The sequence below is a fragment of the Gordonia oryzae genome (genome assembly GCF_003797185.1).
Lineage (GTDB): Bacteria > Actinomycetota > Actinomycetes > Mycobacteriales > Mycobacteriaceae > Gordonia > Gordonia oryzae.
Window position 1 is genome coordinate 64097 of record NZ_RKMH01000003.1, and the last position, 22092, is coordinate 86188.

Sequence of the window (22092 nt, forward strand, 5' to 3'; positions counted from 1 at the left end):
AACCATCATCGCGGTGACGCCGGATGGATTCACCATACTGAACCGGACACCGGGTGGTGGTATTCCCCCGGTATACGATTCGATGCCCTCACCTTCTCCCATTGTGGTGTGGTCGCCGTATGAGGGCCCTGAGTGTTGTCTGAGGAAGCAAACCCCGACGTGCGTTACGACAATCCGGGCGTGCCGTCGGCTTTGTGCACCGGGCATGTCTAACCTTGCGAGCATGACCGATACCCAGCCGAGCGACCCGCGGGTGGCACTGATCGACTACGCCGAGTCGGCGATCGTGGAAGACGACGCGCTGGTCGCCGCGCGTGCCCGCGGGATCGAACTCGGTGCGATTCCGGTGAGTCCGGCGGTCGGAGCATTGCTTGCGGTACTCGCCCGGGCAGTCGATGCGCATGCGGTCGCCGAGATCGGCACCGGTACCGGGGTGAGCGGGTTGTGGTTGTTGGCCGGGATGGCCACCGATGGGGTGCTGACCACGATTGACCCCGAGCTCGAACACCACCAGGCTGCCCGGGCATCGTTCGCCGGCGCCGACATCGCGTCGGGTCGGACGCGGCTGATCAACGGCACGCCCCGTGATGTGTTGCCGCGTCTGTCGGACAGCTCCTACGACCTGGTGTTCATCGACGGACCGCGGCTGGACATGCCTCGGTTCGTGACCGAGTCGGTGCGGATGCTACGGCCCGGCGGGATGCTGGTCATCCACGACGCGACAGCACAGGGTGCGGTCGCCGATCCGGCGCGGACTGATCCGATGACCGCTGCGGCCCGGGAAGCCGCGCTGCTGGTGGCCGACGACGACCGGTTGTTGCCGGTGGTGATTCCGTTGGGCCCCGGGGTGCTCGCCGCGGCGAAGTCGCGATGAGGTGACCGCGGCGAAGTCGCGATGAGGTGACCGCGGCGAAGTCGCGATGAGGTGACCGCGGCGAAGTCGCGATGAGATGACCGCGGCGAAGTCGCGATGAGATGACCGCGGCGAAGTCGCGATGAGGTGACCGCGGCGAAGTCGCGATGAGGTGACCGCGGCGGTTCTCAGACGTCGGTTGAGAAGCGCAGGCCGCCGTCGGGGATCTGGACGCCGGGCCATACCCGCGCTCCACGCAGCAGTTCGCAGCGGGCGCCGACCTCGGCGCCGTCGCCGATGACGGTGTCGCGGATGAGTGCACGCGGACCGATGCGGGCACCGAAGCCGACGATGCTGCGTTCGACGACCGCACCGGCTTCGATGACGGCTCCGTCGAAGACGACGGCACCGTCGAGGCGAGCGCGGGGACCGATCTCGGCGCCACGCCCGACGACCGTTCCGCCGATCAGTACCGCTCCCGGCGCCACGCCCGCGCCGTCGTGGACCAGGGACTCCCCGTGACGGTCGCCGAGGGCCGGTGACGGCGCGATGCCGCGGACGAGGTCGGCCGAGCCACGAACGAAGTCCTCGGGGGTTCCCATGTCGCGCCAGTAGGCGTGGTCGACGTAGGCGTGGATGTGCCGGCCCTCGGCGAGCAGGCCGGGAAACACCTCGCGCTCGACCGATACCTCGCGACCTGTTGGGATGTCCTCGATGACTGCGCGGCCGAAGACGTAGGTACCCGCGTTGATCTGGTCGGTCGGCGGGTCCTGGGTCTTCTCCAGGAAGGCGGTGACGCGGCCGGTCTCATCGGTGGGCACGGACCCGAAGGCGCGGGGGTCGGAGACTCGAACGAGGTGCAGGGTGACGTCGGCGTCGGACTCGCGGTGGGTGGCCACGACGTGGCGGACATCGGTGCCGCCGAGGACGTCGCCGTTGAACACCACGATCGTCGACGCGGTGAGTTCGGGGAGCACATTGCGGATACCGCCACCGGTGCCCAGTGGCTCCTCTTCGGTGACGTAACGCAGGTTGAGGTCGAGTGTGGAGCCGTCGCCGTAATACTCGGAGAACACGTGGGCCTTGAACGACGTCCCGAGCACGACGTCGCGGATGCCGGCGTTGCGGATGCGCGAGAGCAGGTGGGTGAGGAACGGCAGTCCCGCCGTCGGCAGCATCGGCTTGGGCGCCGAGAGGGTCAGCGGACGGAGTCGGGTGCCCTTGCCGCCGACGAGTACGACAGCCTGCACATCGGACATGTCGATGTCGGGGACATCGTCGGCGCTGACCGCGGGGTTGTTCACCGAGAACTGCATCACGGGGTGTTCCTCTCCGAATGTGGATGAACGTGGGACGACGTCGTGCGCGCTACGGCGCGTACGGCCACACGTGACCGCACCGCCAGCCCGGCCCGCAATGCCCAGCGCAGCGGAGCCTGCAACGCCCCTGGATGACGGTCGGCCTGGAAGCGGTAGGCACTGCGATGGTGGGCGGGCAGCATCGCCTCGGGACGTTTGTCTGCGCTGTGGCCCTTGGTGTGAACGACCTCGGCCCCGGGCACGTAGACGTTGAGCCAGCCGGCGCGACCGAGTCGGTCGCCGAGGTCGACGTCCTCCATATACATGAAGTAGCGCTCGTCGAATCCGGAGATCTCGTCGAAAGCGGTGCGGCGCACCAACAGACACGATCCGGACAGCCAGCCGACCGGACGTTCGCTGGGCTCGACGTCGTCGGCGCGGTAGGCCGCGGTCCACGGGTTGGACTTCCAGATGCCGCCGAGGAGTGCGTGCCCGGTGCCCGAGACGAGGTCGGGGACGCGCCGTGCCGACGGGTAGACCGAGCCGTCGGGCTCACGGATGAGCGGACCGAGCGCGCCCGCCCGCGGCCACCGCGCCGCCGCGGCGACGAGCTCGTCGATGGATCCCGGTGTCCATTCGACATCGGGGTTGGCGATCATGACGAACTCGACCTCGTCGTCGAGTTCGGCCACCGCTCGGTTGATGCCGCCCCCATACCCGACGTTGCCGCCGCTGCGGACCAGGGTGACGTTGGCGTACTCGCGCTCGGCGGCTTCGGGTGCACCGTCGCCGGACCCGTTGTCGGCGATCACCACGCGCGGAGGGGAGGCGGCGGCGTGCGAGAGACTGCGCAGAAAGGTTTGCAGGTGGTCGCCCGACCAATAGGTCACCGTCACCACGGCCAGCTTCGACGTCACCGGGTCAGCGTAGCCAACCGTCTGGGTCCGTCTCATTCGTCCGGGCTGTGCGGCGCCTGCTGTGGTCGAGGTCACCGCGCCCGCGCAATGCCGGTCAAGCAGGGTTGACCTCGAGAGCATCGGCCAAAGCCGCCGACCACTCGCGCAGCGGGGTGAGCCCGGCGCGCCGCCAGGAGCGCGGTGAGAGCACCGAGTAGGCGGGCCGCGGCGCGGGTCTCGGGAATTCGGCGGTGGTGCAGGGCCGAACCCGGTCCGGGTCGGCGCCGACACCAGCGAAGACCGCGCGCGCCACCGCGTACCAGGAGACGGCGCCGACGTTGGTGGCGTGCAGGACAGTCCCGGCGACCGGTGCGCGATGGCCGTGGCGCGTCAGCTCCCAGAGTGCGGCCGCGAGATCGGCAGCGTAGGTGGGAGAGCCGACCTGATCGTCGACGACGGCGACCGTGTCGCGGCTCTGCTCGAGGCGACGCATCGTGCCGACGAAGTCGGGGCTGTCGGGGCCGCCGGTATAGACCCACGCGGTCCGCACGATCGTCGACGACGGGTCGGCGGCGAGCGCGGCGCGTTCACCGGCGAGTTTGGTGGCGCCGTACACGCTCGGCGGGGTGATCTCGGGGTCGACGTCGGCCGGCTCGAGGGGGTGCGCACGCATGCCGGGGCCGGGGCCGGCGAACACGTAGTCGGTGGAGACGTGAATGAGCCACGCCGAGGCGGCCGCGGCGATCTCGGCGAGAATCCCGGGCGCGACGGCGTTGACCGCCGCGGCCTCCTCGGGTTCCGATTCGGCCTGATCGACGGCGGTGTAGGCCGCGGTATTGAGTACGACGTCACCCTCGCGAACTCCGGAGAGTGCGGAACGGACCGAGGAGGCGTCGGCCAGATCGACGTCGGCGGAAGTGAGCGGTACAAGCGTGTCGTCCGGACCGCCCTGCGCGCGCAGGGCGGTGCCGAGTTGTCCCGCGGCGCCGAGCAGCCACACCGTACCGACGGGGCGGGGTTCGGCCGACTGCGGATCGATGCCGGAATCGCTGCGCACGCGGTCAGTGTGCCCGGCTCGCGCTCATGCCACCACCTCGGTGCACGCGCACCGTCGGTGAGTGTGGCGATCACTACCCGTTCGGCGCAGGGCCAGAACGCACGACCGTCCGCGATCGCTCGGCGTGTGCGACGCCGAGTTCACCACCAACTTCAGTAGCCTTGGCGGAAGTAAACCACATCAGAAACGTCTGACACTCAGGCAACTGCTGCCCCGCACGACGGCAGCCATGACCGTAAAGGACTGCCCACTCGTGGACTCCCGACCCGATGGTGCGCGTCGACGACCTGCCGGTCACACGCGTGGCGACGAGGTCCGCGCGCACCGCCCACGGACCGACGAGTCGACGCCCGAACGTCCCCGACCTCCGCGTGACGAGCACGACGATCGCGCACCGCGAGCCGAGGGCGCGCGAAGCAGGCGCCCGGCGAATCCGGATCGCGTACGGGGCCCCCAGCGACGGCCATCCGGCGAGATCCACATGCGCACAAACGATTCAGTCGATGGCGACCACAGTGAATCCACCGAACGACCGCGTCGGCGGCGTCCACCGGGACAGCGCCCGGCACAGGGGCGCCCGGCGGCGAAGCCGAATGTGCAGGCGGCGAACGCGCAACGCTCGGCCGGTGGTGCCTCGCCGGCCGCGGCACCTGGGAACGCTGCACCCAAGAAACCGGTCCGACGCAAGCCCCGCCCGACCGGCGCCGACCGGACCGCCCCCAAGCCGAGCGCGAAGACAACCGCTGCTGCCGCACCCGACGCAGTGGTCGAACCGGAGACACCCGCGCCGCCCGTGGCGCCGCCGCGCGGAAGCGGGGTGCTGTCGGGCTGGCGCGGCGGACGCGCAGCGGCCCGCGGGCTGATCGCGGTGCTCTCGGTGATCGTGCTGGTGTGCACCGGGTACGCCTGGAGCAGCATCAACAACCTCGAGTCCGATATCACCCGGCTCAGCGGCCTCACACTCGGTGGCGCTGACGACGGCGCCACCGACATCCTGCTGGTCGGCACCGACTCGCGCACCGATGCCAAGGGCAACCCGCTCTCGGCCCAGGAATTACGGTGGCTGCGCTCAGGCGACGACATCTCCACCAACACCGACACCATCCTGCTGATCCGCGTCCCCAACGACGGATCGTCGGCGACGGCGATCTCCATCCCCCGCGACTCCTACGTCGACGTCCCGGGAATCGGGATGAGTAAGATCAACGCGGCCTACGGCACCACCCGAGAAGGCGTGCGGCGCAAGGCCGTCGAGGCCGGGCAGAGTGAGGCGCAGGCCGAACGGGAAGGCACTCAGGCCGGCCGTAAGGCACTGATCGACACCGTCGCGAACCTCACTGGCGTGCACGTCGATCACTACGCCGAGGTCGGCCTACTCGGCTTCGTGCTGCTCACCAACGCGGTGGGCGGCGTAGACGTCTGCCTCAAGAATCCGGTGAACGAACCGTTCTCGGGTGCCCACTTCCCTGCCGGACGCCATACCCTCAACGGGACCCAAGCATTGAGCTTCGTCCGGCAGCGGCACGACCTCCCGCGCGGCGATCTCGACCGGATCACCCGCCAGCAGGCGTACATGGCCTCGTTGACCCGGAAAATCCTGTCGGCCGGCACCTTGACCGACCCAACCAAGCTCAACCAATTGCAGGCGGCGGTGTCGCGATCGGTGGTCATCGACGACGACTGGGACGTCCTGACCTTCGCAGAGCAGCTCAAAGATCTCAGCGGCGGCCGGGTGAAGTTCGCGACGATCCCCATCGTCGACGACCACGGGTGGAGCGACGACGGACAACAGAGTGTGGTCGTCGTCGACCCGGCAAGAGTCCGCGCCTACACCAGTTCCCTGCTTGACCCCTCCCGCAACACCGGACGTCCCGAATACACCGTCGACGTCAACAACGCCGGCACGGTGGATGGACTGGCCAAGAACGTCTCGGGCATCCTGACCGCCAAGGGCTATCAGGCGGGCAAACTCCTCAGCGATCCGGGCAACGAGCGCGATTCGGTGGTCCTCGCGAAGACGACCGACGATCCCGGTGCCCGCCTGCTCGCCAAGGACCTCGGCGGACTGAGCGTCGCAGCCGATCCGACACTCGGCGACCACGAGCTGCGGGCCGTGCTCACCAACACCTACACCGGTCCCGGCTCGGTCTCGGACATCGGCGGCGGCTCGAGCGGCGACGACTCGAGCGGATCGGCAGGCGGTGGGACCGCGACCGCGGCGCCGAGTTCGGCAATCACCGCCGGCTCCGACGGCCCGATGTGTGTCAACTGACCGGCCGCCGGTGACCCGTCGACCTCGTCGGACACGCCCGACGAGACAATGAACCGATGACCGCCACCATCACCGCCGCCGTCTTCGGCGGTATCGACGACCACACGCGTCCTGCACTGACCTTCTACGACGACGCCACCGGCGAACGCACCGAGCTCAGCTGGGCGACCCTGGCCAACTGGGCGGCCAAGACCGCCCACCTCCTCGTCGACGAAGTGCTGCTCGAGCCCGGCGATAACGTCGTCGTCGACCTTCCCGAACATTGGCAGACCGCGGGCATCCTGCTCGGCTGCTGGTGGGCGGGCGCCGAGGTGCGCACCCGCGCCCAGGCCGAACAGATCGGCGATGCCATGGTCGGGTTCACCGATCGAGGCCACGTCAACGCCCATCCCGACATCGAAGACCTGATCGTCGCGCCACTCGACCCGTTCGCCATGCCGGTCCCCGGCCTCCCGCCCGGCGTGTCCGACTACGGCACCCGCGTACGCATCCACGGCGATCAGTTCGCCGGACCGGCTCATGCCGGCGGCGCCCTTGACGGCCGCACCACAATCGAAGTGCTCGACGCCGCGCACGCGGCCGCCTCCGGCGCCGGCGTCACGCCCGGTGGCCGGGTGCTCTCCACCCTCGAATGGGCAAGCGCCGCCGGTATGGTCGACCATTTCCTGGCACCGCTCTCGGTGGGCGCCGGGCTCGTGTGGGTGGCCAACCCAGACGGCGACCAGTCCGCGCGTGCCACCACCGAACGCGCCGGGGTCGTCCTGACCTGACACACGCGTGCTCGCCATACGGCACGACGATCTCACGCCATACGGCACGACGATCTCACGCCTTACGGCACAGTGATCTCACGCCTTACGGCACAGTGGTCTCATGCAGCTGCCCGCCACCCTGGCCCGTGTCAACAAACGTCTCACCAACCCGATCCAGCGCCTGTGGGCACCGCACCTGGCGCCATGGGCAATGGTCGAACACACCGGCCGACACTCCGGCCGTCGCTACGCCACTCCGGTGCTGGCCTGGGCCGACGGCGACACCCTCGCCATCGTGCTGGCCTACGGGCGCGACACCGACTGGGCGCGTAACGTCCTCGCCGCCGGCGACTGTGACATCACCCGACGCGGGAAGCATTTCCATCTGGTGCGGCCCAGGATCATCCCGGCTGATTCCCCCGACGTCGTCCGCGGTGCGCGTCCGTTCGCGTCGGCGTTCATGTGGGTCCTCATCGGCACCCTGGAGCCGGCATGACCGACGATTTGCTCGACGACTTCTCAGCGGGCGACCACACCTACCTCGGCACGACGCGGCGGGTGTATCGCAAGGGCACCGGTCCGGCGGTGATCATCATCGCCGAGATCCCGGGCATCTCCCCCGAAGTGGCAGATTTCGCGCGGCGCGTCGCCGGCATCGGTGCGACCGCGGTGATGCCGTCGGTGTACGGCGTCGACGGCCGGGACCCTTCCCCCAACGCACGCGGAACCCTCAGGGCCGCAACGGAAATGGTCGGGACCATCGCCAAGGCGTGCATCTCCCGGGAGTTCTCGGTCCTCGCGACCGGCAGGACCTCGCCCATCGTCGACTGGCTGCGTGCACTCGCCGCCGACGAGCACCGACGCTGCGGCGGCGTCGGGGTCGGCGCGATCGGGATGTGCTTCACCGGCGGCTTCGCCCTCGGTATGGCCACCGACGAGCGGCTGCTCGCCCCGGTGCTGGCCCAACCGTCGCTGCCGTTCGCCCTCACGCCGCGCAGGGCTCGCTCGATCGACGTCTCCGACGCCGACCTCGCCACCGTAGCCACCCGCTGCGCGGCCGGGCTACAGGTGATGGGAGTGCGTTTCGAGGGCGATCGGATGTCCCCACCGTCTCGATTCGAGAGTCTTCGGCGCCTACTCGGCGACGCATTCATCTCCATCGAGTTGCCGGACTCGGCGGCCAACCCTCATTCGCCGATGCCGATGCCGCACGCGGCACTGACCATCGATCTCGTCGACGAACCCGGAGCGCCGACCCGCGATGCCCTCGATCAGGTTCTCGACTTCCTCACGCGCCGACTGGAACTCGATCGCGGTCCGAAATCCCCGGGCTGAGCGACCCGGCGGAGGCGCCCCAACCCGCGTATCAGTCGCCCAGCAGCTTCTGACGCAGGGCGAGGTCCTTGTCGAGGACCATCTGCTCAAGGCCGGACTGGAACGCCGACATCCGTGCGCGCAGGGCGTCGTCGGCGGCCCCGAGAATCCGGACAGCGAGCAGCCCCGCATTGCGGGCACCGCCGATCGACACCGTCGCCACCGGCACACCCGCCGGCATCTGCACGATCGACAGCAACGAATCGAGTCCGTCGAGATGACGCAACGGCACCGGTACACCGATCACCGGCAGCGGGGTCGCGGCGGCCACCATGCCCGGCAGATGTGCGGCACCACCAGCGCCAGCGATGATCACCTCGATGCCGGCGTCGGCGGCACCGGTCGCGTAGTCGAGCATCCGCTGCGGGGTGCGATGCGCCGAGACCACACCCACCTCGAACGGCACGTCGAACTCGGCGAGCGCTTCGGCCGCGAGTTGCATTGTCGGCCAATCGGAGTCGCTACCCATGATCAGACCGACCCGAGCGCGATGCAGGTCCGCCCGGGTGTCCTCGGCCCGGGTGTCCTCACCCTGCGGTCCGCTCTCGGTCTGCTCGCTCATCAGTGCCCTTCCCATCCGTCGGTCCACGACGCGTACGACATCCAGTGCGCCGCCCGCTCGGCACGCTCCCGAACTGTCGCCAGGTCGTCATCGCGTGCCCCGACGATATTCACATGCCCGATCTTGCGATCCGGCCGCTCCCGCTTGCCGTAGAGATGCACCTTCGCGTCGGGCATCCGCGCCATCAAGTGATGAAGCCGTTCGTCCATCGACATCGACGGAGCATCCGGCGCGCCGAGAATGTTGGCCATGACGGTCAACGGCGCGCGTGGGGAGGTGTCGCCGAGCGGATAGTCGCACACCGCGCGCAGATGCTGCTCGAACTGCGAGGTGACCGCCCCGTCCATGGTCCAGTGGCCGCTGTTGTGCGGGCGCATCGCGAGTTCGTTGACCAGCAGCGTGCCCTCGGTGGTCTCGAACAACTCCATCGCCATCACCCCGACCACCCCGAGTTCACGGGCCAGCCCCAGCGCCATCTCCTGTGCCGCCGTGGCGAGGTCGGGGTCGAGATCGGGTGCGGGTGCCAGCACCACCGCGCACTGCCCCTTTCGCTGGATGGTCTCCACCACCGGCCACGCACCACCCTGGCCGAACGGTGATCGGGCGACCATCGCCGACAACTCGCGACGCATCGCCACCTTCTGCTCGGCGATCAGATCCACACCGGCATCGAACTGCTCGTCGAAAACCGCCAGCGCGGCGTCGCGGTCATCGAGAATCCACACCCCGCGACCGTCGTACCCACCACGGATTGCCTTGAGCACGATCGACCAGTCGTACCGGTGACCGAAGTCGATGAGACGGCCGCGTGCCAACCCGACATCGCCGGTCAGATCCGCGAAGTCGGGTACCGGCAAACCCAGCTCCGAGAGCCGGACGCGCATCGCCTGCTTGTCCTGCGCGAAATGCAACGCCTTCGACGGCGGCAGCACCGAGACCCCGTCGGCCTCCAATGCCTGCAGATGTGCCAGCGGGACACCCTCGTGGTCGAAGGTCAACGCCACCGCACCCGCGGCGGCGCGACGCAGATCATCGAGGTCGTCGTGCGATCCCAGCACCACGTCGGCACTGACCTGCGCGGCCGGATCGTCGGGACCGGCCGCCAGGACACGGAGGCACTGACCGAGCGCGATGGCCGCCTGATGGGTCATGCGGGCCAGCTGTCCACCGCCGATCATGGTGATCGTCGGCATACCGCCGAAGGTTCCGCCGGCACGCGCGGAATCAGGAGCGGGAGGTGTCGTCGGCGCGCCGGGATCGCCGGCAGCGCCACCGTCGGATGAGCTCACGCGGTCCATCGTGGCACGCCCACCATGGCCGATGCATGACCGACCGGCAGAAGTCACCGGCCGCCCCGAGTCTTACACTCGACACTTGACTGTGCCGTTTATCGACGACATGGTGGCCCACCTGCCCGGGCCGTCCGGCACCAGGTCATGCGACACCACGAACTCATCAAGTTCGCGCTCGTCGGTGGCACCACCTTCGTCTTCGATGCGGCCATCTTCTACACCCTGACGCTCAGCGTCCTCGAAACCAAGCACGTCATCGCCGGGATCATCTCCGGGGTACTCGCCACCCTCCTCAGCGATATCCTCAACCGGCAATGGGCGTTCAAGAATCGCGGCTGGCGTGAGCGCGCACACGAGGCCTTCCTGTTCTATGTCATCAGCGGCATCGGCGTCGTCCTGCGGGCCGCGCCACTGTGGGGGGCCAACAACCTGTTCGACATCCGGGCCAATCTGTCGACCACCGACCTCCTCGTCGTCGACGTCGTACTCGGCTTGCTCATCGGCAACGTGCTGTAGATGGCTTTTCGCTTCTGGGCACTGCGACGATTCACCTTCCCCGAGAACTCCGCGGCAACGACCCCGGATCCACCGACCTGCATCCGAGTGCCGAGGAACTCAACGATGAGGAACTCGGTCATGCCTGAGGTGACCGCCTGATCCGTCGGCGTCCTCCGACCCCGGCGCCGCCGAGGGCACCACGATCGAGAACACCGGCGGCCGACGATGTGCGAGTTCGAGGCGTCCGCCGTCGGCCTCGACCAATGCCCGTGCCAGCGACAGCCCTACCCCCGTTCCGGCCCGGCTGATGCCGCTACCGGCGGAGAATCCGCGTCGGAAGATCGATTGGGCGATGTCGTCGGCAACACCCTCACCCTCGTCGGCGACGGTGATGCGCACCATGTCGCCGGCGAGCTCCCCGACGTGGATCCGGCATTGCCCGGCACCGTGCTGCAGGGCGTTGTCGACCAGGACGCTGACCGCCTCGCGCAGCCGTCCGGGCTGCGCGCTCAACGCGCAGACCGGCCCGCTGAAGGCGACGGTCACCTCGCGGCCTAGGGCGACGAAGGCGTTCTCGAAGTCGCCGACGAGCCGCGTCAGCAACTCGGCGACATCGATCGACTGCATCGGGGCCGGGTCGTCACGGGATGCCGCAACCATCTCGTCGAGCTCACCGGAGAGCCGCTCGACCTGATCGAGAGCGGCCTCGGCTTCCCCGACGACCGCCGGATCGTCGTGCAACGACAGCTCATCGAGACGCAATTGGATCGCGGTAAGCCGGCTGCGCAGTTGATGTGACACGTCCCCGACGATCTCGCCCTCGCGTTCGAGACGCAACGCGATCTCGGTGTTCGCGTCGCCGAGTGCGCGCGAGACCCGGTCGAGTTCGACGATCCCGTACGTCCGCCATTCCGAACGAAAGTCGCCCCGCGCCATCGCCGTGGCCCGATGGGCGAGGTCGATGACCGGGTCGGCAATACGTCCCGCGGTGACCGCCGCGACCACGGTGCCCGCGACCAGCGACGAAGCCACCACGATCGTGACGATGCCGACGGCGGCGAGCTGATCACCGCGGACGTCGTTGCGGGAGATCTCCAGGATCAGCGATCCGGCATCACCGAGGCCGATGGAGTCCGAGATCGTCGCACCGTCGATCTCGGCACCCACGGCACGCCTGGCCGAGTGCCCGTCGGGAGCCACATAGGTCAGGATCAGCCGGCCCTGATCGGGGATCAGCGACCGCAGCGGCGGCGAATCCAGCAGTGCGGGATCGAGTGTCGCGTCGCGCCCGTCATCGGTCCGGATGAGCTGATCCGAGATCGACTTGAGCCGGCTGTCGAGGGTTTGGTGGGCGCTGTCGGCGACCCACCACCATGCGATCACAGACAGCGGAATGCCCAGGGCGGCACCGACCGCCAACAACATGGCGATCATCGTGTACAGGATGCGACGGCGCATGAAAAGGTCGCCGGTTACGGATCGAAACGGAAACCGACACCACGCACGGTGACGATGTGGCGCGGGCGGTCGTGCCGGTCATCGCCGATCTTGCGACGTAACCAGGAGATGTGCATGTCGAGGGTTTTCGACGACCGCAGATCCGCCGAACCCCATACCTCGGTGAGGATCTCGTCGCGGCCGACGACCTCACCGGCCCGCTCCATCAGAAATCGCAACAGGTCGAACTCGCGGTTCGCCAACACCAGGTCGGTACCGCCGAGGGTCGCCCGACGCGCCCGGGCATCCAAACGGAGGTCGCCACCCTCGAGGACGACGTCATCGGGAGTCTGGCTGCGGCGCAGCAGTGCGCGCACCCTCGCGAGCAACTCGGCGAGCCGGAAGGGTTTGCCGACGTAGTCGTCGGCACCGGCGTCGAGCCCCACCACAAAGTCCACCTCGTCGGTCCGGGCGGTCAACATCAGTACGGCGAGTTCAGGCTGTTCGACCCGTACCCTCCGGCACACCTCGAGTCCGTCGATCTCGGGCAGACCGAGATCGAGGATCAGTAGTTCGAACCGCCCGTCGGCGACCCGTTCGAGGGCCTGCGTTCCGGTGCCCACCACCTCGCAGCCGTATCCCTCGCGCGCCAGTGCCCGGGCCAACGGTTCGGCGATGGCCGCATCATCCTCGGCCAACAACACACCGGTCATCGCCGTCGCCCCCATCTGCCGCGTCCGTTCTCGTTGCCGTGGGCCGCGCCTGCATCGGCAGCGCCCAACGGATCGTCGTGATCGAAGCGCTGGTCGTCGGGATCCGGATCGTCGGTCACCTCGAGCACCTCGTGGTAAAGCAGCGCGTGCACCCGCTCGACCTGGGGAATGTCGTCGAAGGCCAGTGGCTCGTCGGAGGCCGATTCGATGAGAAGCGTCCCGGTACGCAGCAACCGGTCGATCGGCCCGTGCCGGAACTCGACGGTGTTGATCCGTCGGATCGGGATGTCAATCCCCGATCGTGTAAGGATGCCGTGCCGGAAGATCACCCGGCGGTCGGTCAGCACGAAATGCGTGGTCTTCCAGGAGATCAAGGGCCGCAGGAAGAACCAGATCGTCGCGGCCGCCCACAGCACCGCTACCGCGACGTAGGCGATCAGGGCACCGATCCCGGTCAACGACGACGCACTCGCCAGCCCGGCGAGCAGGCCGGCTATCGCGGTCGCGAGAACGAACAACAGGAACGGGCCGAGCAGACACTTCCAGTGCGGATGTCGGTGCAGGACGATCCGCTCACCAGGTGCGAGGTTCTCCCGCGGATATGCCATGGCAGCAAGCATAGGCCGAGCGGCTGATATCCCGGCCCGCTCGCCTCGGTCACACTCCGGCCCCGTCCGATCTCGGTAGAATGACGCGGACCACAGCGACGAGAGGCTCAGGAGCTGTCATGACCTATCGCGATCCCCGGGATCCCCGCACCGCGAAGTACGAGCCCGGATACGCGCCGGAGTCGCGTGCCTATAGCCAACAGGATCCGACGTATTACCAGGACCCGGGCCATGCCGGGCAGGGCTACCAGCACACCGGATACCAGGACCCCGGCTACCTGCACCAGCCCCCGGTCCGGGCCGCGCGACCACGCCGGGCCATCGGCCCCGACATCAACGTGGGGATGTTCGTCGGCGGCATCGTGATGACCGGCGTCGTCACCGGACTGGCCGCCTGGCTGGTTGCCTGGATCATTCGGGCGATCGTCGAGCGGGTGAATGCCGCGGGGAAGTTCGGGGTGTGGAATCCGGTGGCGCAGGACGAGTTTTGGTTCGCGATCGTCGGCTTCCTCACGGCTCTGGCCGCCGGCGCCCTGTGGTACGTGCTCCAGGTCATCACTCCGTCGCCAAACCAGTTCTTCCGGTGGGTGGTGGGCCTGCTGATCGCCGCCGCGGTGATCATTCCGCTCGTGCTCTCTGCACAGTTCTCGGTGGGCTTGGGAACCGCGGTGATGCACCTGGTAATCGGGTTGCCGATCTTCTCACTCGTTCCGGCGATGGGCCACAAATCCCGTAGTACCCGCTGAGGTGTACTCACGCGTGCGGCGCGCACCCTCAGTCAGTGACGGGACGGAGGTGCACCACATCGCCCGCCGCCGCGGTGAAGCGCTCTCCCCCGTCGCGTTCGATCACGATGCGCCCGTTGACGTCGACATCGACGGCCTGCCCGACGATCTCGGTATCGCCGGGTAGCAGAAGCCGCACCCGACGACCGAGGGTGTCGCAGCGCTGCCGGTAGGTCTCGGCGATCGCATCGAGCCGGTCGGGCCATCCCTGCTCGTCCAACGCGCGCAGATACTCGATGGCCAGACCGGCCAAGTCGTCGACGCCGAGTTCGGCCCCGGTCGCGATCCGCAGGCTGGTCGCCGTCGGCACGGGCAGGTCATCGGAGGTCAGGTTGGTGTTGAGTCCGGTGCCCACAACCACGACGCCACCGTCGGTGGAGGGCACATACTCGGCAAGGATGCCCGCGATCTTGCGATCGCCGATCAGTACGTCATTGGGCCACTTGAGCACCGGCCGCTGACCGCTATGCCGTTCGATCGCGGCTGCGGTCGCAATCCCGGTCGCCAGCGACAGCCAGCCCAACTCTTCGGTGTGCCCGCTTACCGATACCACCGCCGAGATCGCGAGCTGAGCACCCGCAGGCGCCGCCCAGGTCCGCGCCCGACGCCCGCGCCCGGCGGTCTGATCGGTCGTGATGCGCACCGTGCCCACGAGATCGGATTCGTCGGCGCGCGCGGCGAGGTCGGCATTGGTCGAACCGGTCGAATCAACCACCTCGACGCGTCGCCAGATGGTGTCGGCGAGATCGGGGGTCCGGGCGTCGATGGCCGCCTGCAGACCGTGCACGGGAGACGTCGCTGGAGTGTTCATGACCACCGAGCCTACGACTGAGACCCACATCACCGCAGGTGGCCGACCGATCGCTCGGAAACATGAGGAACCGCTCAGATTGGGGCGGTTGACGGGGCGCGCCACGATCTGACTAGCATCGACGTTCATGACCACTGCTTCGTCCGATTCCGGCGCCGCGCCAGACATTCACACGACGGCCGGAAAGCTCGCCGATCTGCGTCAGCGACTCGCCGAGACCCAGCATCCGGTCGGCGAGGCGGCGGTCGAGAAGATTCACTCGCGGGGCAAGCTCACCGCCCGCGAGCGCATCACCCATCTGCTCGACGACGGCTCGTTCGTCGAACTCGACGCACTCGCCCGCCACCGCAGCACCAACTTCGGGCTCGCCGAACGCCGACCACTCGGCGACGGCGTGGTCACCGGTTACGGCACCATCGACGGCCGCGAGGTCTGCGTGTTCTCCCAGGACGTCACCGTCTTCGGCGGGAGCCTCGGCGAGGTCTACGGCGAGAAGATCGTCAAGGTCATGGATCTCGCGATCAAGACCGGTCGTCCCTTGATCGGCATCAACGAGGGCGCGGGCGCCCGCATCCAGGAGGGGGTGGTCTCGCTCGGTCTCTACGGCGAGATCTTCCACCGCAACGTGCGCGCCTCGGGCGTCATCCCGCAGATCTCACTGATCATGGGCGCCGCGGCAGGCGGCCACGTGTACTCCCCGGCGCTGACCGACTTCGTGGTGATGGTCGACCAGACCAGCCAGATGTTCGTCACCGGTCCCGACGTCATCAAGACCGTCACCGGCGAGGACGTCACCATGGAGGACCTCGGCGGCGCGAACACCCACATGACGAAATCCGGTGTGGCACACTACGTCGCTTCCGACGAGGAGGACGCACTCGATTACGTCAAGGAGTTGCTGGGCTACCTGCCGAGCAACAACCGGGCCGACGCACCACGAATGCCGGTCGCCGCGCCGACCGCCGGATCCATCGAGGACACCCTCACCGACGAGGACCTCGAGCTCGACACACTGATCCCGGATTCGCCTAATCAGCCCTACGACATGCACGAGGTGATCCGCCGCATCCTCGACGACGACGAGTTCCTCGAGGTCCAGGCCGAGCGCGCGACGAACATCATCATCGGTTTCGGACGCGTCGACGGACGCAGTGTCGGCATCGTGGCCAATCAGCCGACCCAATTCGCCGGGTGCCTCGACATCAATGCCTCGGAGAAGGCCGCTCGCTTTGTGCGGACCTGCGACGCCTTCAACATCCCGATCGTCACCCTCGTCGACGTTCCGGGCTTCCTGCCCGGCACCGATCAGGAATACAACGGCATCATCCGCCGCGGCGCCAAACTGCTCTACGCCTACGGAGAGGCCACCGTCGGCAAGATCACGATCATCACCCGCAAGGCCTATGGCGGCGCCTACGACGTGATGGGGTCCAAGCACATGGGTGCCGACGTCAATCTGGCCTGGCCCACCGCGCAGATCGCCGTGATGGGCGCCTCCGGCGCCGTCGGCTTTGTCTATCGCAGCCGCCTCAAGGAGGCCGAGGCCGGCGGCGACGACGTCGACGCGTTGCGCCTCGAACTCCAGCAGGAGTACGAGGACACCCTGGTGAACCCGTATGTCGCGGCCGAGCGCGGCTACGTCGACGCCGTCATCCCGCCGAGCCACACCCGCGGTCAGATCGCCACCGCCCTGCGCCTGCTCGAGCGCAAGATGGTCACCCTGCCGCCCAAGAAGCACGGGAACATCCCGCTGTGAGCGGCACAGAGCAGACCGGAGCAGAGAACGCGGGAGCCCCGACTCAGCCGTTCCTCACCGTCGTACGCGGCAACCCGACCGACGAGGACGTCGCCGCGCTGGTCGCCGTTCTCGCCGCCGCGGCCTCCGGCGCAGAGCAGACCCCCGCGGTCCGCGATGACTGGGGCAGCGCAATCGATCGGCTGCGCCCGCAATGGGGTGGGCCGAGCAGTTTCACCAACTTGCGATACTGATCGGGTGAACGCAGCCGACAGCACTCGTCGATTCGACGTCGTCCTCGGTTCGAGGTCCCCTGCTCGCCTGTCGGTCCTGACCCGCGCAGGTGTGCATCCGCGCGTGCTGGTGCCCGAGGTCGACGAGGACGCGATCCTCAACGATCTGACCGGGGTTCGGCCGACCGACGTTGTCGCCCGTCTCGCGATGGCCAAGTCCGACGCTGTGGTCGCCACCCTGATCGCTGAGCGCACTGAATCGGAATCGGCAGCGGCACGAGATCGTTCGATGCCCGACACGGTGGTGCTGACCTGCGACTCGATGCTGTTGTTCCGAGGTTCGCTCACTGGCAAGCCGCATACACCTGACGTGGCGATCGACCAGTGGAAGCGGGTCCGCGGTCAGTCGGCGCAGTTGCTCACCGGTCACCACCTCGCGGTGCTGGGGGGCCTCGACGTCGTTGCATCGGCGTCGGAAACCGCCTCGACCACCATCGATTTCGCCGATCCCGACGATGCCGAGATCGAGTCCTATGTCGCCACCGGCGAGCCACTGGAGGTCGCCGGTGGTTTCACCCTTGACGGCCTCGGCGGCTGGTTCGTCGACGCCATCGACGGCGATCCGTCGTCGGTGATCGGAATCGGACTGCCCACGGTGCGCCGTCTGTTGCGACGGGTCGGGATCGGCGTCGCGGAACTCTGGTGAGCGCCGGCCACCGACTCTCTCGCCGACGCCTCAGCCGAACTCCTCCAGCCAGTATTCGGCCAGGCACCCGATGGGTTGTCCCCGACCGCAACCGTTGACCGACCGACCGAAGAACCCTCGCGAGATCGCCGCGATCCGCCGCGTCGAGGTGCCGTGACCCTGTCCCGGCTCCGGATCGCCGATCTTCTGGATCAGGGTCGCCGCCTGCACGATGTCGGTGACCGACAGCTCATCTCGCCGCAGCACCGTTGCCGCCCAGTTCCCGGCAAGACAGTCGGCGATGAGTTCGGAATTCTCCTCCCGCGGCCCCCGCGGGTCCGGCAGGTGAGGGGCGCGAAGGATCCGATCGACGACCGCATGTCCGTACTCGTGCGCGACCACCGTCGCAGCGGTGAACTCATCCTGAAATCCACCGATCGAATCCAGCGGCCCGTGAACCAGGAACGTGCCGGTCCAGATCCCGACGAACGCCTCGACGGGCAGGATCACCGATCCCTCGACCCGCGTTCGGGCACCGCCGCGGGCCTTGTCCACGCCGCAGAAGAACGCGTTGGGGTATCAGCGGCCACGACGATCGCACCATCGGCGTCCTCGCAGCCGGACCGGTAGGTGTCACCGGCCTCGACCAACACACGCCCCGGTGCGGGGTCACCCCACCCGAGTTCACGGAACCACGGTGTCCACGTCCTGTCGAGATCGTCGAACACTCAGGTAGCCAGACACCTTCTCCGGCGCGTTGTCACGGGTGATCGCACCGGTCATCAGCGCGGCCGTGGGCACTTGCAGACCCGGACATCGGCTCGGCGTGCAGCGCCCGGGGACGGCTCCGCTCGCCGACGGGGTGCTCACCGGCGGGGTGCTCACCGACGGGGTGCTCACCGGCGGGGTGCTCACCGGCGACGAGGTCGAAGGACTGCCGACCCTCGACTCCGGGGTAGAGGTCGTCGTGCCCCGTGTGCCCCCGTTCCCCGAGCAGGAAGCGAGGACGAGAATCGACGCGGCGACGAGCACTATCACAGTGGGGCGCAGCCGGCCTCCTGACACCCTGGGGCTAGTCATGGCGACGAAGGTAGCAATTGCGGCGTCAGACGCCACGTTCTTGCCACGGACGAATGACACCCGGCTTGTGCACACGCGTGTCGTCGCCACTGGGTAGGCTCTCCACGGAGACCGCGCAGGCCTCCGGGATGTGTCTGGTGTGGACACGCCCTGATCAGTCACCACCCTGGGAGGGGTTCTTCAGTTGAGCGTCGAGACCGACCAGAATCCCAAGTTTGCCGGCTACGCCCACCCCGAACGGCTCGTCAGTACGCAGTGGCTGTCGGCCCACCTGGGTACCAAGGGGCTCAAGATCATCGAGAGCGACGAGGACGTGCTGCTCTACGACATCGGCCACATCCCCAGCGCGCAGAAGGTCGACTGGCACCTACATCTCAACGACCCGGTGACCCGCGACTACATCAACGGCGAACAGTTTGCAGAATTGATGCGCAGCAAGGGAATCGAACGCGACGACACGATCGTCATCTACGGCGACAAGAGCAACTGGTGGGCCGCCTACGCACTGTGGGTGTTCACCCTGTTCGGCCATGAGGATGTGCGGTTGCTCGACGGCGGCCGCGACGCGTGGATGTCGGAGGACCGCGACACCTCCTTCGATGTCCCAGAGTACCCACCATCGGACTATCCGGTCGTCGAGCGTGACGACACCCGCATCCGCGCCTTCGCCGACCAGGTGCGCGCGGCGCTGGGCACCGAACCGCTCATTGACGTGCGATCGCCGCAGGAGTACACCGGCGAGCGCACCCATATGCCCGACTATCCCGAAGAAGGGGCGTTGCGCGGCGGTCACATCCCTACCGCGCGCTCCATCCCGTGGGCCAAGTCGGCCGCTTCGGACGGGCGGTTCCGCAGCCGCGCCGAGCTCGACGAGATCTATGGCGGGCTCGACCCGCACACCCCGACGATCGCTTATTGCCGCATCGGTGAGCGCTCGAGCCACACCTGGTTCGTGCTGACCCATCTGCTCGGTTTCGATCACGTGCGCAACTACGACGGCTCGTGGACCGAGTGGGGCAACGCGGTGCGGGTCCCGATCTCTGTCGGCGAGGAACCCGGCGACCCGCCGGCGAGCGCATGACGACTGCCGGCGAGCGGACCGAACTGTCATGAGCGTGCCCGCGTCCCTCGCCGAGATCGTCGATGACTTTGCCGCACTAGATGATTCGGACAAGATCACGTTGCTCCTGGAGTTTGCGGGAGAGTTGCCGGCGCTGCCCGCCCACCTGACGACCGAGGCGATGGAACCGGTACCGGAGTGCCAATCTCCGGTATTTCTGTCGGTCGATGCCCACGACCCCGTCGCCGTCCGCCTGTATTTCAGTGCGCCCCGCGAGGCGCCGACGACGCGCGGCTTCGCCTCGATCCTGCAACAGGGGCTCGACGGAGAGCCCGCCCAGACGATCCTCGACGTCCCGGCCGACTTCTACTACGACCTCGGTCTCGGCACGGCGGTGAGTCCGTTGCGACTACGCGGTATGGCCGGAATGCTCGGACGTATCAAGGCCCAGATCCGCCACCAGACCGGAACCGGGCCGCACGACCCGGCCGGCCCGACAGGATGAAGTTCATCCAAATCCTCGAGGAGCCGATCGAACCAGGCGGCCTCGTGGAGTGGACCCCCCATGTGCCCGGCGGCTTGGGCAGTTGGAGTCGCGACCCGCGGCTAACCTCGCACAATCACGAGCAACACCTCCGGAGTGCCTTCGAGTATCGCGTCCGCACCCGGCGGGAGGGCGGGCGCGAGTCGTGGCTGGGCCTGCAGATCCACTTCGACGAGCCCCTGTCGATCCCGGCAGTGCGGACGGCGTTGCGGCGCTGGATCGATCGCCACGAGGTGCTGCGTAGCCACGTAGTCATCAAGCACGACGGGCTGGCCCGGCTGTCGACTCCGCCGGGCACCGTCGAACTCACGATGGGCCGTATCGGGTGGTACAAGCAGTCCGGGCCACTCGTCGAACAGATCGCGGGCTCCTTCGACCGCGCTACCGCGCCACTGCACTGGCCGGCGTACATGTTCGCCACCGTCGGACGGGAGTCGTCGTTCACGCTACTGTTCGCCGCCGACCATTCACTCGTCGACGGCTATTCGTTGATCATGGCCCAGCACGAACTGACCGCGTTCTACCGCTCGGCGCGCGACCACACCGAACTCGCGCTGCCCGAGGTGGGCAGTTACGTCGATTTCAGCGCTGCCGAGCGGCGACAGGCAGATCAGACCGGTGCCGATCATCCGGCGGTGGACACCTGGCACGAGTTTCTCCAGGCCGGGCCCGGCGACATGCCGCGGGCGCTGCGCATGACCCCGTCGCCCACCCCGCAGCCCGGGGGGACAGATGACCAGTCGCCGCTGCTTCCCCAGGAGTCGGTGTCGGGCGTGATCGCCGACGATGCCACCGCCGACAAGTTCACCGCGGTGTGTGCGGAGGCGGGCGGCTCGCTGACCGCGGGGGTGCTGGCGGCGTTCGCGACGGTCCATCACAGCCTGACCGGCGATCCCGAGTTCCGGTGCGTCCTGCCACGACACACCCGCGATAAAGCCCGGTGGCTGACCTCGCTGGGCTGGTATGTCGCGGTCGCCCCCTTCTGGCTCGACATGACGGGCTCACCGACCTTCGAGCAGACCGTGGCCCGCGCGACCACCGAGCTCAAGCGCTCGCGGCAAGGCGCGTCACTACCCTTCCTTCGGGTTGCCGATCTGATCGGTTACCGTGGCGAACCGCGCTTTGTGATCTCCTTCATCGACACCCGGTACGCGCCGGGTGCCGCCGAGGCCGACGCTGGCCGGGCCACGGTGCTGCGCAGCCACTCCTATTCCGCGGAGGAGGTCCTCATCTGGATCAACCGGACGCCGTCGGGATTGCGGTATTCGGCCCGCTTCCCGACCGATCAGCAACCGGCCGGCCCCGACGACACACGATTCGACCGCGCCCGTCCCGACCGGGACCCCCTCGACCGCGACGGGCCGGTGCCCGAGTTGCTCCGCGGTTTCGCCGATATCGTGCACGCTCTTGCCGACGGGAGCACATTCAACGCGCGGATGTGACAACCACCTCCACCGAACGATTGCTCGGTGCGTTAGTGTGAAGCCCGGAGCACGCCCCCTACCCTCCAGGGGGTGCGCGAAGTCGCCCGCAGAACCACCGTCGCG

Annotated in this window: 23 protein-coding genes and 1 pseudogene; 14 read left to right on the forward strand and 10 right to left on the reverse strand. The window is 68.0% G+C overall.

Annotation, left to right across the window (positions count from 1 at the left end):
- The first annotated feature begins 223 nt into the window (after positions 1-223).
- Positions 224-874 (forward strand): O-methyltransferase, encoded by a 651-nt coding sequence (locus tag EF294_RS04490; RefSeq protein ID WP_123926056.1) that lies wholly within the window; start codon positions 224-226, stop codon positions 872-874.
- Positions 875-1041: 167 nt separating this feature from the next.
- Here EF294_RS04490 and manB read toward each other — a convergent pair whose 3' ends face one another.
- From manB to rfbD, 3 genes are all read right to left on the reverse strand, one after another.
- Positions 1042-2112 carry a mannose-1-phosphate guanylyltransferase gene (gene manB, locus EF294_RS04495; RefSeq protein ID WP_246007703.1) on the reverse strand — a complete coding sequence of 357 codons (1071 nt, stop codon included), beginning with the start codon at positions 2110-2112 and terminating at the stop codon, positions 1042-1044.
- A gap of 56 nt (positions 2113-2168) precedes the next feature.
- Positions 2169-3068 (reverse strand): glycosyltransferase family 2 protein, encoded by a 900-nt coding sequence (locus EF294_RS04500; RefSeq protein ID WP_185090947.1) that lies wholly within the window; start codon positions 3066-3068, stop codon positions 2169-2171.
- A 94-nt stretch (positions 3069-3162) separates the two neighbouring features.
- Positions 3163-4104 carry a dTDP-4-dehydrorhamnose reductase gene (rfbD, locus tag EF294_RS04505; RefSeq protein WP_123926060.1) on the reverse strand — a complete coding sequence of 314 codons (942 nt, stop codon included), beginning with the start codon at positions 4102-4104 and terminating at the stop codon, positions 3163-3165.
- 229 nt (positions 4105-4333) lie between these two features.
- Between rfbD and EF294_RS04510 the strand changes: the two genes are divergently transcribed.
- The 4 genes from EF294_RS04510 to EF294_RS04525 all read left to right on the forward strand — a co-directional run bounded on the left by EF294_RS04510 (position 4334) and on the right by EF294_RS04525 (position 8463).
- Positions 4334-6376: an LCP family protein gene (locus tag EF294_RS04510; RefSeq protein ID WP_425459394.1), complete on the forward strand. Its 2043-nt coding sequence runs from the start codon at positions 4334-4336 to the stop codon at positions 6374-6376.
- Positions 6377-6432: 56 nt separating this feature from the next.
- Positions 6433-7146 (forward strand): TIGR03089 family protein, encoded by a 714-nt coding sequence (locus tag EF294_RS04515; protein WP_123926062.1) that lies wholly within the window; start codon positions 6433-6435, stop codon positions 7144-7146.
- 103 nt (positions 7147-7249) lie between these two features.
- Positions 7250-7624, forward strand: a complete 375-nt coding sequence (locus EF294_RS04520; protein WP_123926064.1) for a nitroreductase family deazaflavin-dependent oxidoreductase — start codon at positions 7250-7252, stop codon at positions 7622-7624.
- Positions 7621-8463, forward strand: a complete 843-nt coding sequence (locus tag EF294_RS04525) for a dienelactone hydrolase family protein (protein ID WP_123926066.1) — start codon at positions 7621-7623, stop codon at positions 8461-8463. Before EF294_RS04520 ends, EF294_RS04525 begins: the two co-directional genes overlap by 4 nt.
- A gap of 31 nt (positions 8464-8494) precedes the next feature.
- Here EF294_RS04525 and purE read toward each other — a convergent pair whose 3' ends face one another.
- Together purE and EF294_RS04535 are read right to left on the reverse strand one after the other, a co-directional pair.
- On the reverse strand, positions 8495-9064 hold the full coding sequence (gene purE, locus EF294_RS04530) for a 5-(carboxyamino)imidazole ribonucleotide mutase (protein ID WP_123926068.1): 570 nt from the start codon (positions 9062-9064) through the stop codon (positions 8495-8497).
- Entirely contained in the window at positions 9064-10362 is a 1299-nt protein-coding gene (locus tag EF294_RS04535; RefSeq protein WP_123926070.1) for a 5-(carboxyamino)imidazole ribonucleotide synthase, read from the reverse strand. The genes purE and EF294_RS04535 overlap by 1 nt, the downstream gene beginning before the upstream one ends.
- Before the next feature lie 82 nt (positions 10363-10444).
- On the opposite strand from EF294_RS04535, the pseudogene EF294_RS04540 reads away from it, so the two are divergent.
- Positions 10445-11000, forward strand: a pseudogene (locus EF294_RS04540) (GtrA family protein).
- Here EF294_RS04540 and EF294_RS04545 read toward each other — a convergent pair.
- Genes EF294_RS04545 through EF294_RS04555 form a run of 3 tightly spaced genes read right to left on the reverse strand, consistent with a single transcriptional unit; the run spans position 10972 to position 13612 of the window.
- Positions 10972-12312 (reverse strand): sensor histidine kinase, encoded by a 1341-nt coding sequence (locus tag EF294_RS04545; RefSeq protein WP_123926072.1) that lies wholly within the window; start codon positions 12310-12312, stop codon positions 10972-10974. The pseudogene EF294_RS04540 and the gene EF294_RS04545 sit on opposite strands and share 29 nt — an antisense overlap.
- A 14-nt stretch (positions 12313-12326) precedes the next feature.
- Positions 12327-13004: a response regulator transcription factor gene (locus tag EF294_RS04550; protein ID WP_123926074.1), complete on the reverse strand. Its 678-nt coding sequence runs from the start codon at positions 13002-13004 to the stop codon at positions 12327-12329.
- The gene (locus tag EF294_RS04555; protein ID WP_123926076.1) at positions 13001-13612 is read right to left on the reverse strand and encodes a PH domain-containing protein; all 612 of its coding nucleotides are present in this window, start codon (positions 13610-13612) and stop codon (positions 13001-13003) included. Before EF294_RS04555 ends, EF294_RS04550 begins: the two co-directional genes overlap by 4 nt.
- 119 nt (positions 13613-13731) lie before the next feature.
- On the opposite strand from EF294_RS04555, the gene EF294_RS04560 reads away from it, so the two are divergent.
- Entirely contained in the window at positions 13732-14358 is a 627-nt protein-coding gene (locus EF294_RS04560; protein ID WP_123926078.1) for a hypothetical protein, read from the forward strand.
- Positions 14359-14386: 28 nt separating this feature from the next.
- Here the strand turns inward: EF294_RS04560 and EF294_RS04565 are convergent, their stop codons facing one another.
- Entirely contained in the window at positions 14387-15214 is an 828-nt protein-coding gene (locus EF294_RS04565) for a biotin--[acetyl-CoA-carboxylase] ligase (protein WP_123926672.1), read from the reverse strand.
- 121 nt (positions 15215-15335) lie between these two features.
- Between EF294_RS04565 and EF294_RS04570 the strand changes: the two genes are divergently transcribed.
- The 3 genes from EF294_RS04570 to EF294_RS04580 are packed head-to-tail and all read left to right on the forward strand — an operon-like array spanning position 15336 to position 17882.
- Complete coding sequence (locus EF294_RS04570; RefSeq protein ID WP_123926080.1) at positions 15336-16964, forward strand: acyl-CoA carboxylase subunit beta; 1629 nt, start codon at positions 15336-15338, stop codon at positions 16962-16964.
- Positions 16961-17197, forward strand: a complete 237-nt coding sequence (locus EF294_RS04575) for an acyl-CoA carboxylase subunit epsilon (RefSeq protein ID WP_123926082.1) — start codon at positions 16961-16963, stop codon at positions 17195-17197. The genes EF294_RS04570 and EF294_RS04575 overlap by 4 nt, the downstream gene beginning before the upstream one ends.
- Positions 17198-17201: 4 nt before the next feature.
- Positions 17202-17882 (forward strand): Maf family protein, encoded by a 681-nt coding sequence (locus tag EF294_RS04580; RefSeq protein ID WP_123926084.1) that lies wholly within the window; start codon positions 17202-17204, stop codon positions 17880-17882.
- 30 nt (positions 17883-17912) lie between these two features.
- On the opposite strand, the gene EF294_RS04585 is transcribed toward EF294_RS04580, so the two are convergent.
- A complete protein-coding gene (locus EF294_RS04585) occupies positions 17913-18416 on the reverse strand; it encodes a neutral zinc metallopeptidase (RefSeq protein ID WP_246007679.1) in 504 nt (167 codons plus the stop codon).
- Between the two features lie 238 nt (positions 18417-18654).
- On the opposite strand from EF294_RS04585, the gene EF294_RS04590 reads away from it, so the two are divergent.
- The 4 genes from EF294_RS04590 (at position 18655) to EF294_RS04605 (ending at position 21987) form a co-directional block, all read left to right on the forward strand.
- The gene (locus EF294_RS04590; protein ID WP_123926086.1) at positions 18655-19038 is read left to right on the forward strand and encodes a hypothetical protein; all 384 of its coding nucleotides are present in this window, start codon (positions 18655-18657) and stop codon (positions 19036-19038) included.
- 87 nt (positions 19039-19125) lie between these two features.
- Complete coding sequence (locus tag EF294_RS04595) at positions 19126-20022, forward strand: sulfurtransferase (protein ID WP_123926088.1); 897 nt, start codon at positions 19126-19128, stop codon at positions 20020-20022.
- Between the two features lie 28 nt (positions 20023-20050).
- Positions 20051-20506: a SufE family protein gene (locus tag EF294_RS04600; protein ID WP_123926090.1), complete on the forward strand. Its 456-nt coding sequence runs from the start codon at positions 20051-20053 to the stop codon at positions 20504-20506.
- Positions 20503-21987 carry a condensation domain-containing protein gene (locus EF294_RS04605; protein ID WP_123926092.1) on the forward strand — a complete coding sequence of 495 codons (1485 nt, stop codon included), beginning with the start codon at positions 20503-20505 and terminating at the stop codon, positions 21985-21987. The genes EF294_RS04600 and EF294_RS04605 overlap by 4 nt, the downstream gene beginning before the upstream one ends.
- Positions 21988-22092 lie beyond the last annotated feature (105 nt).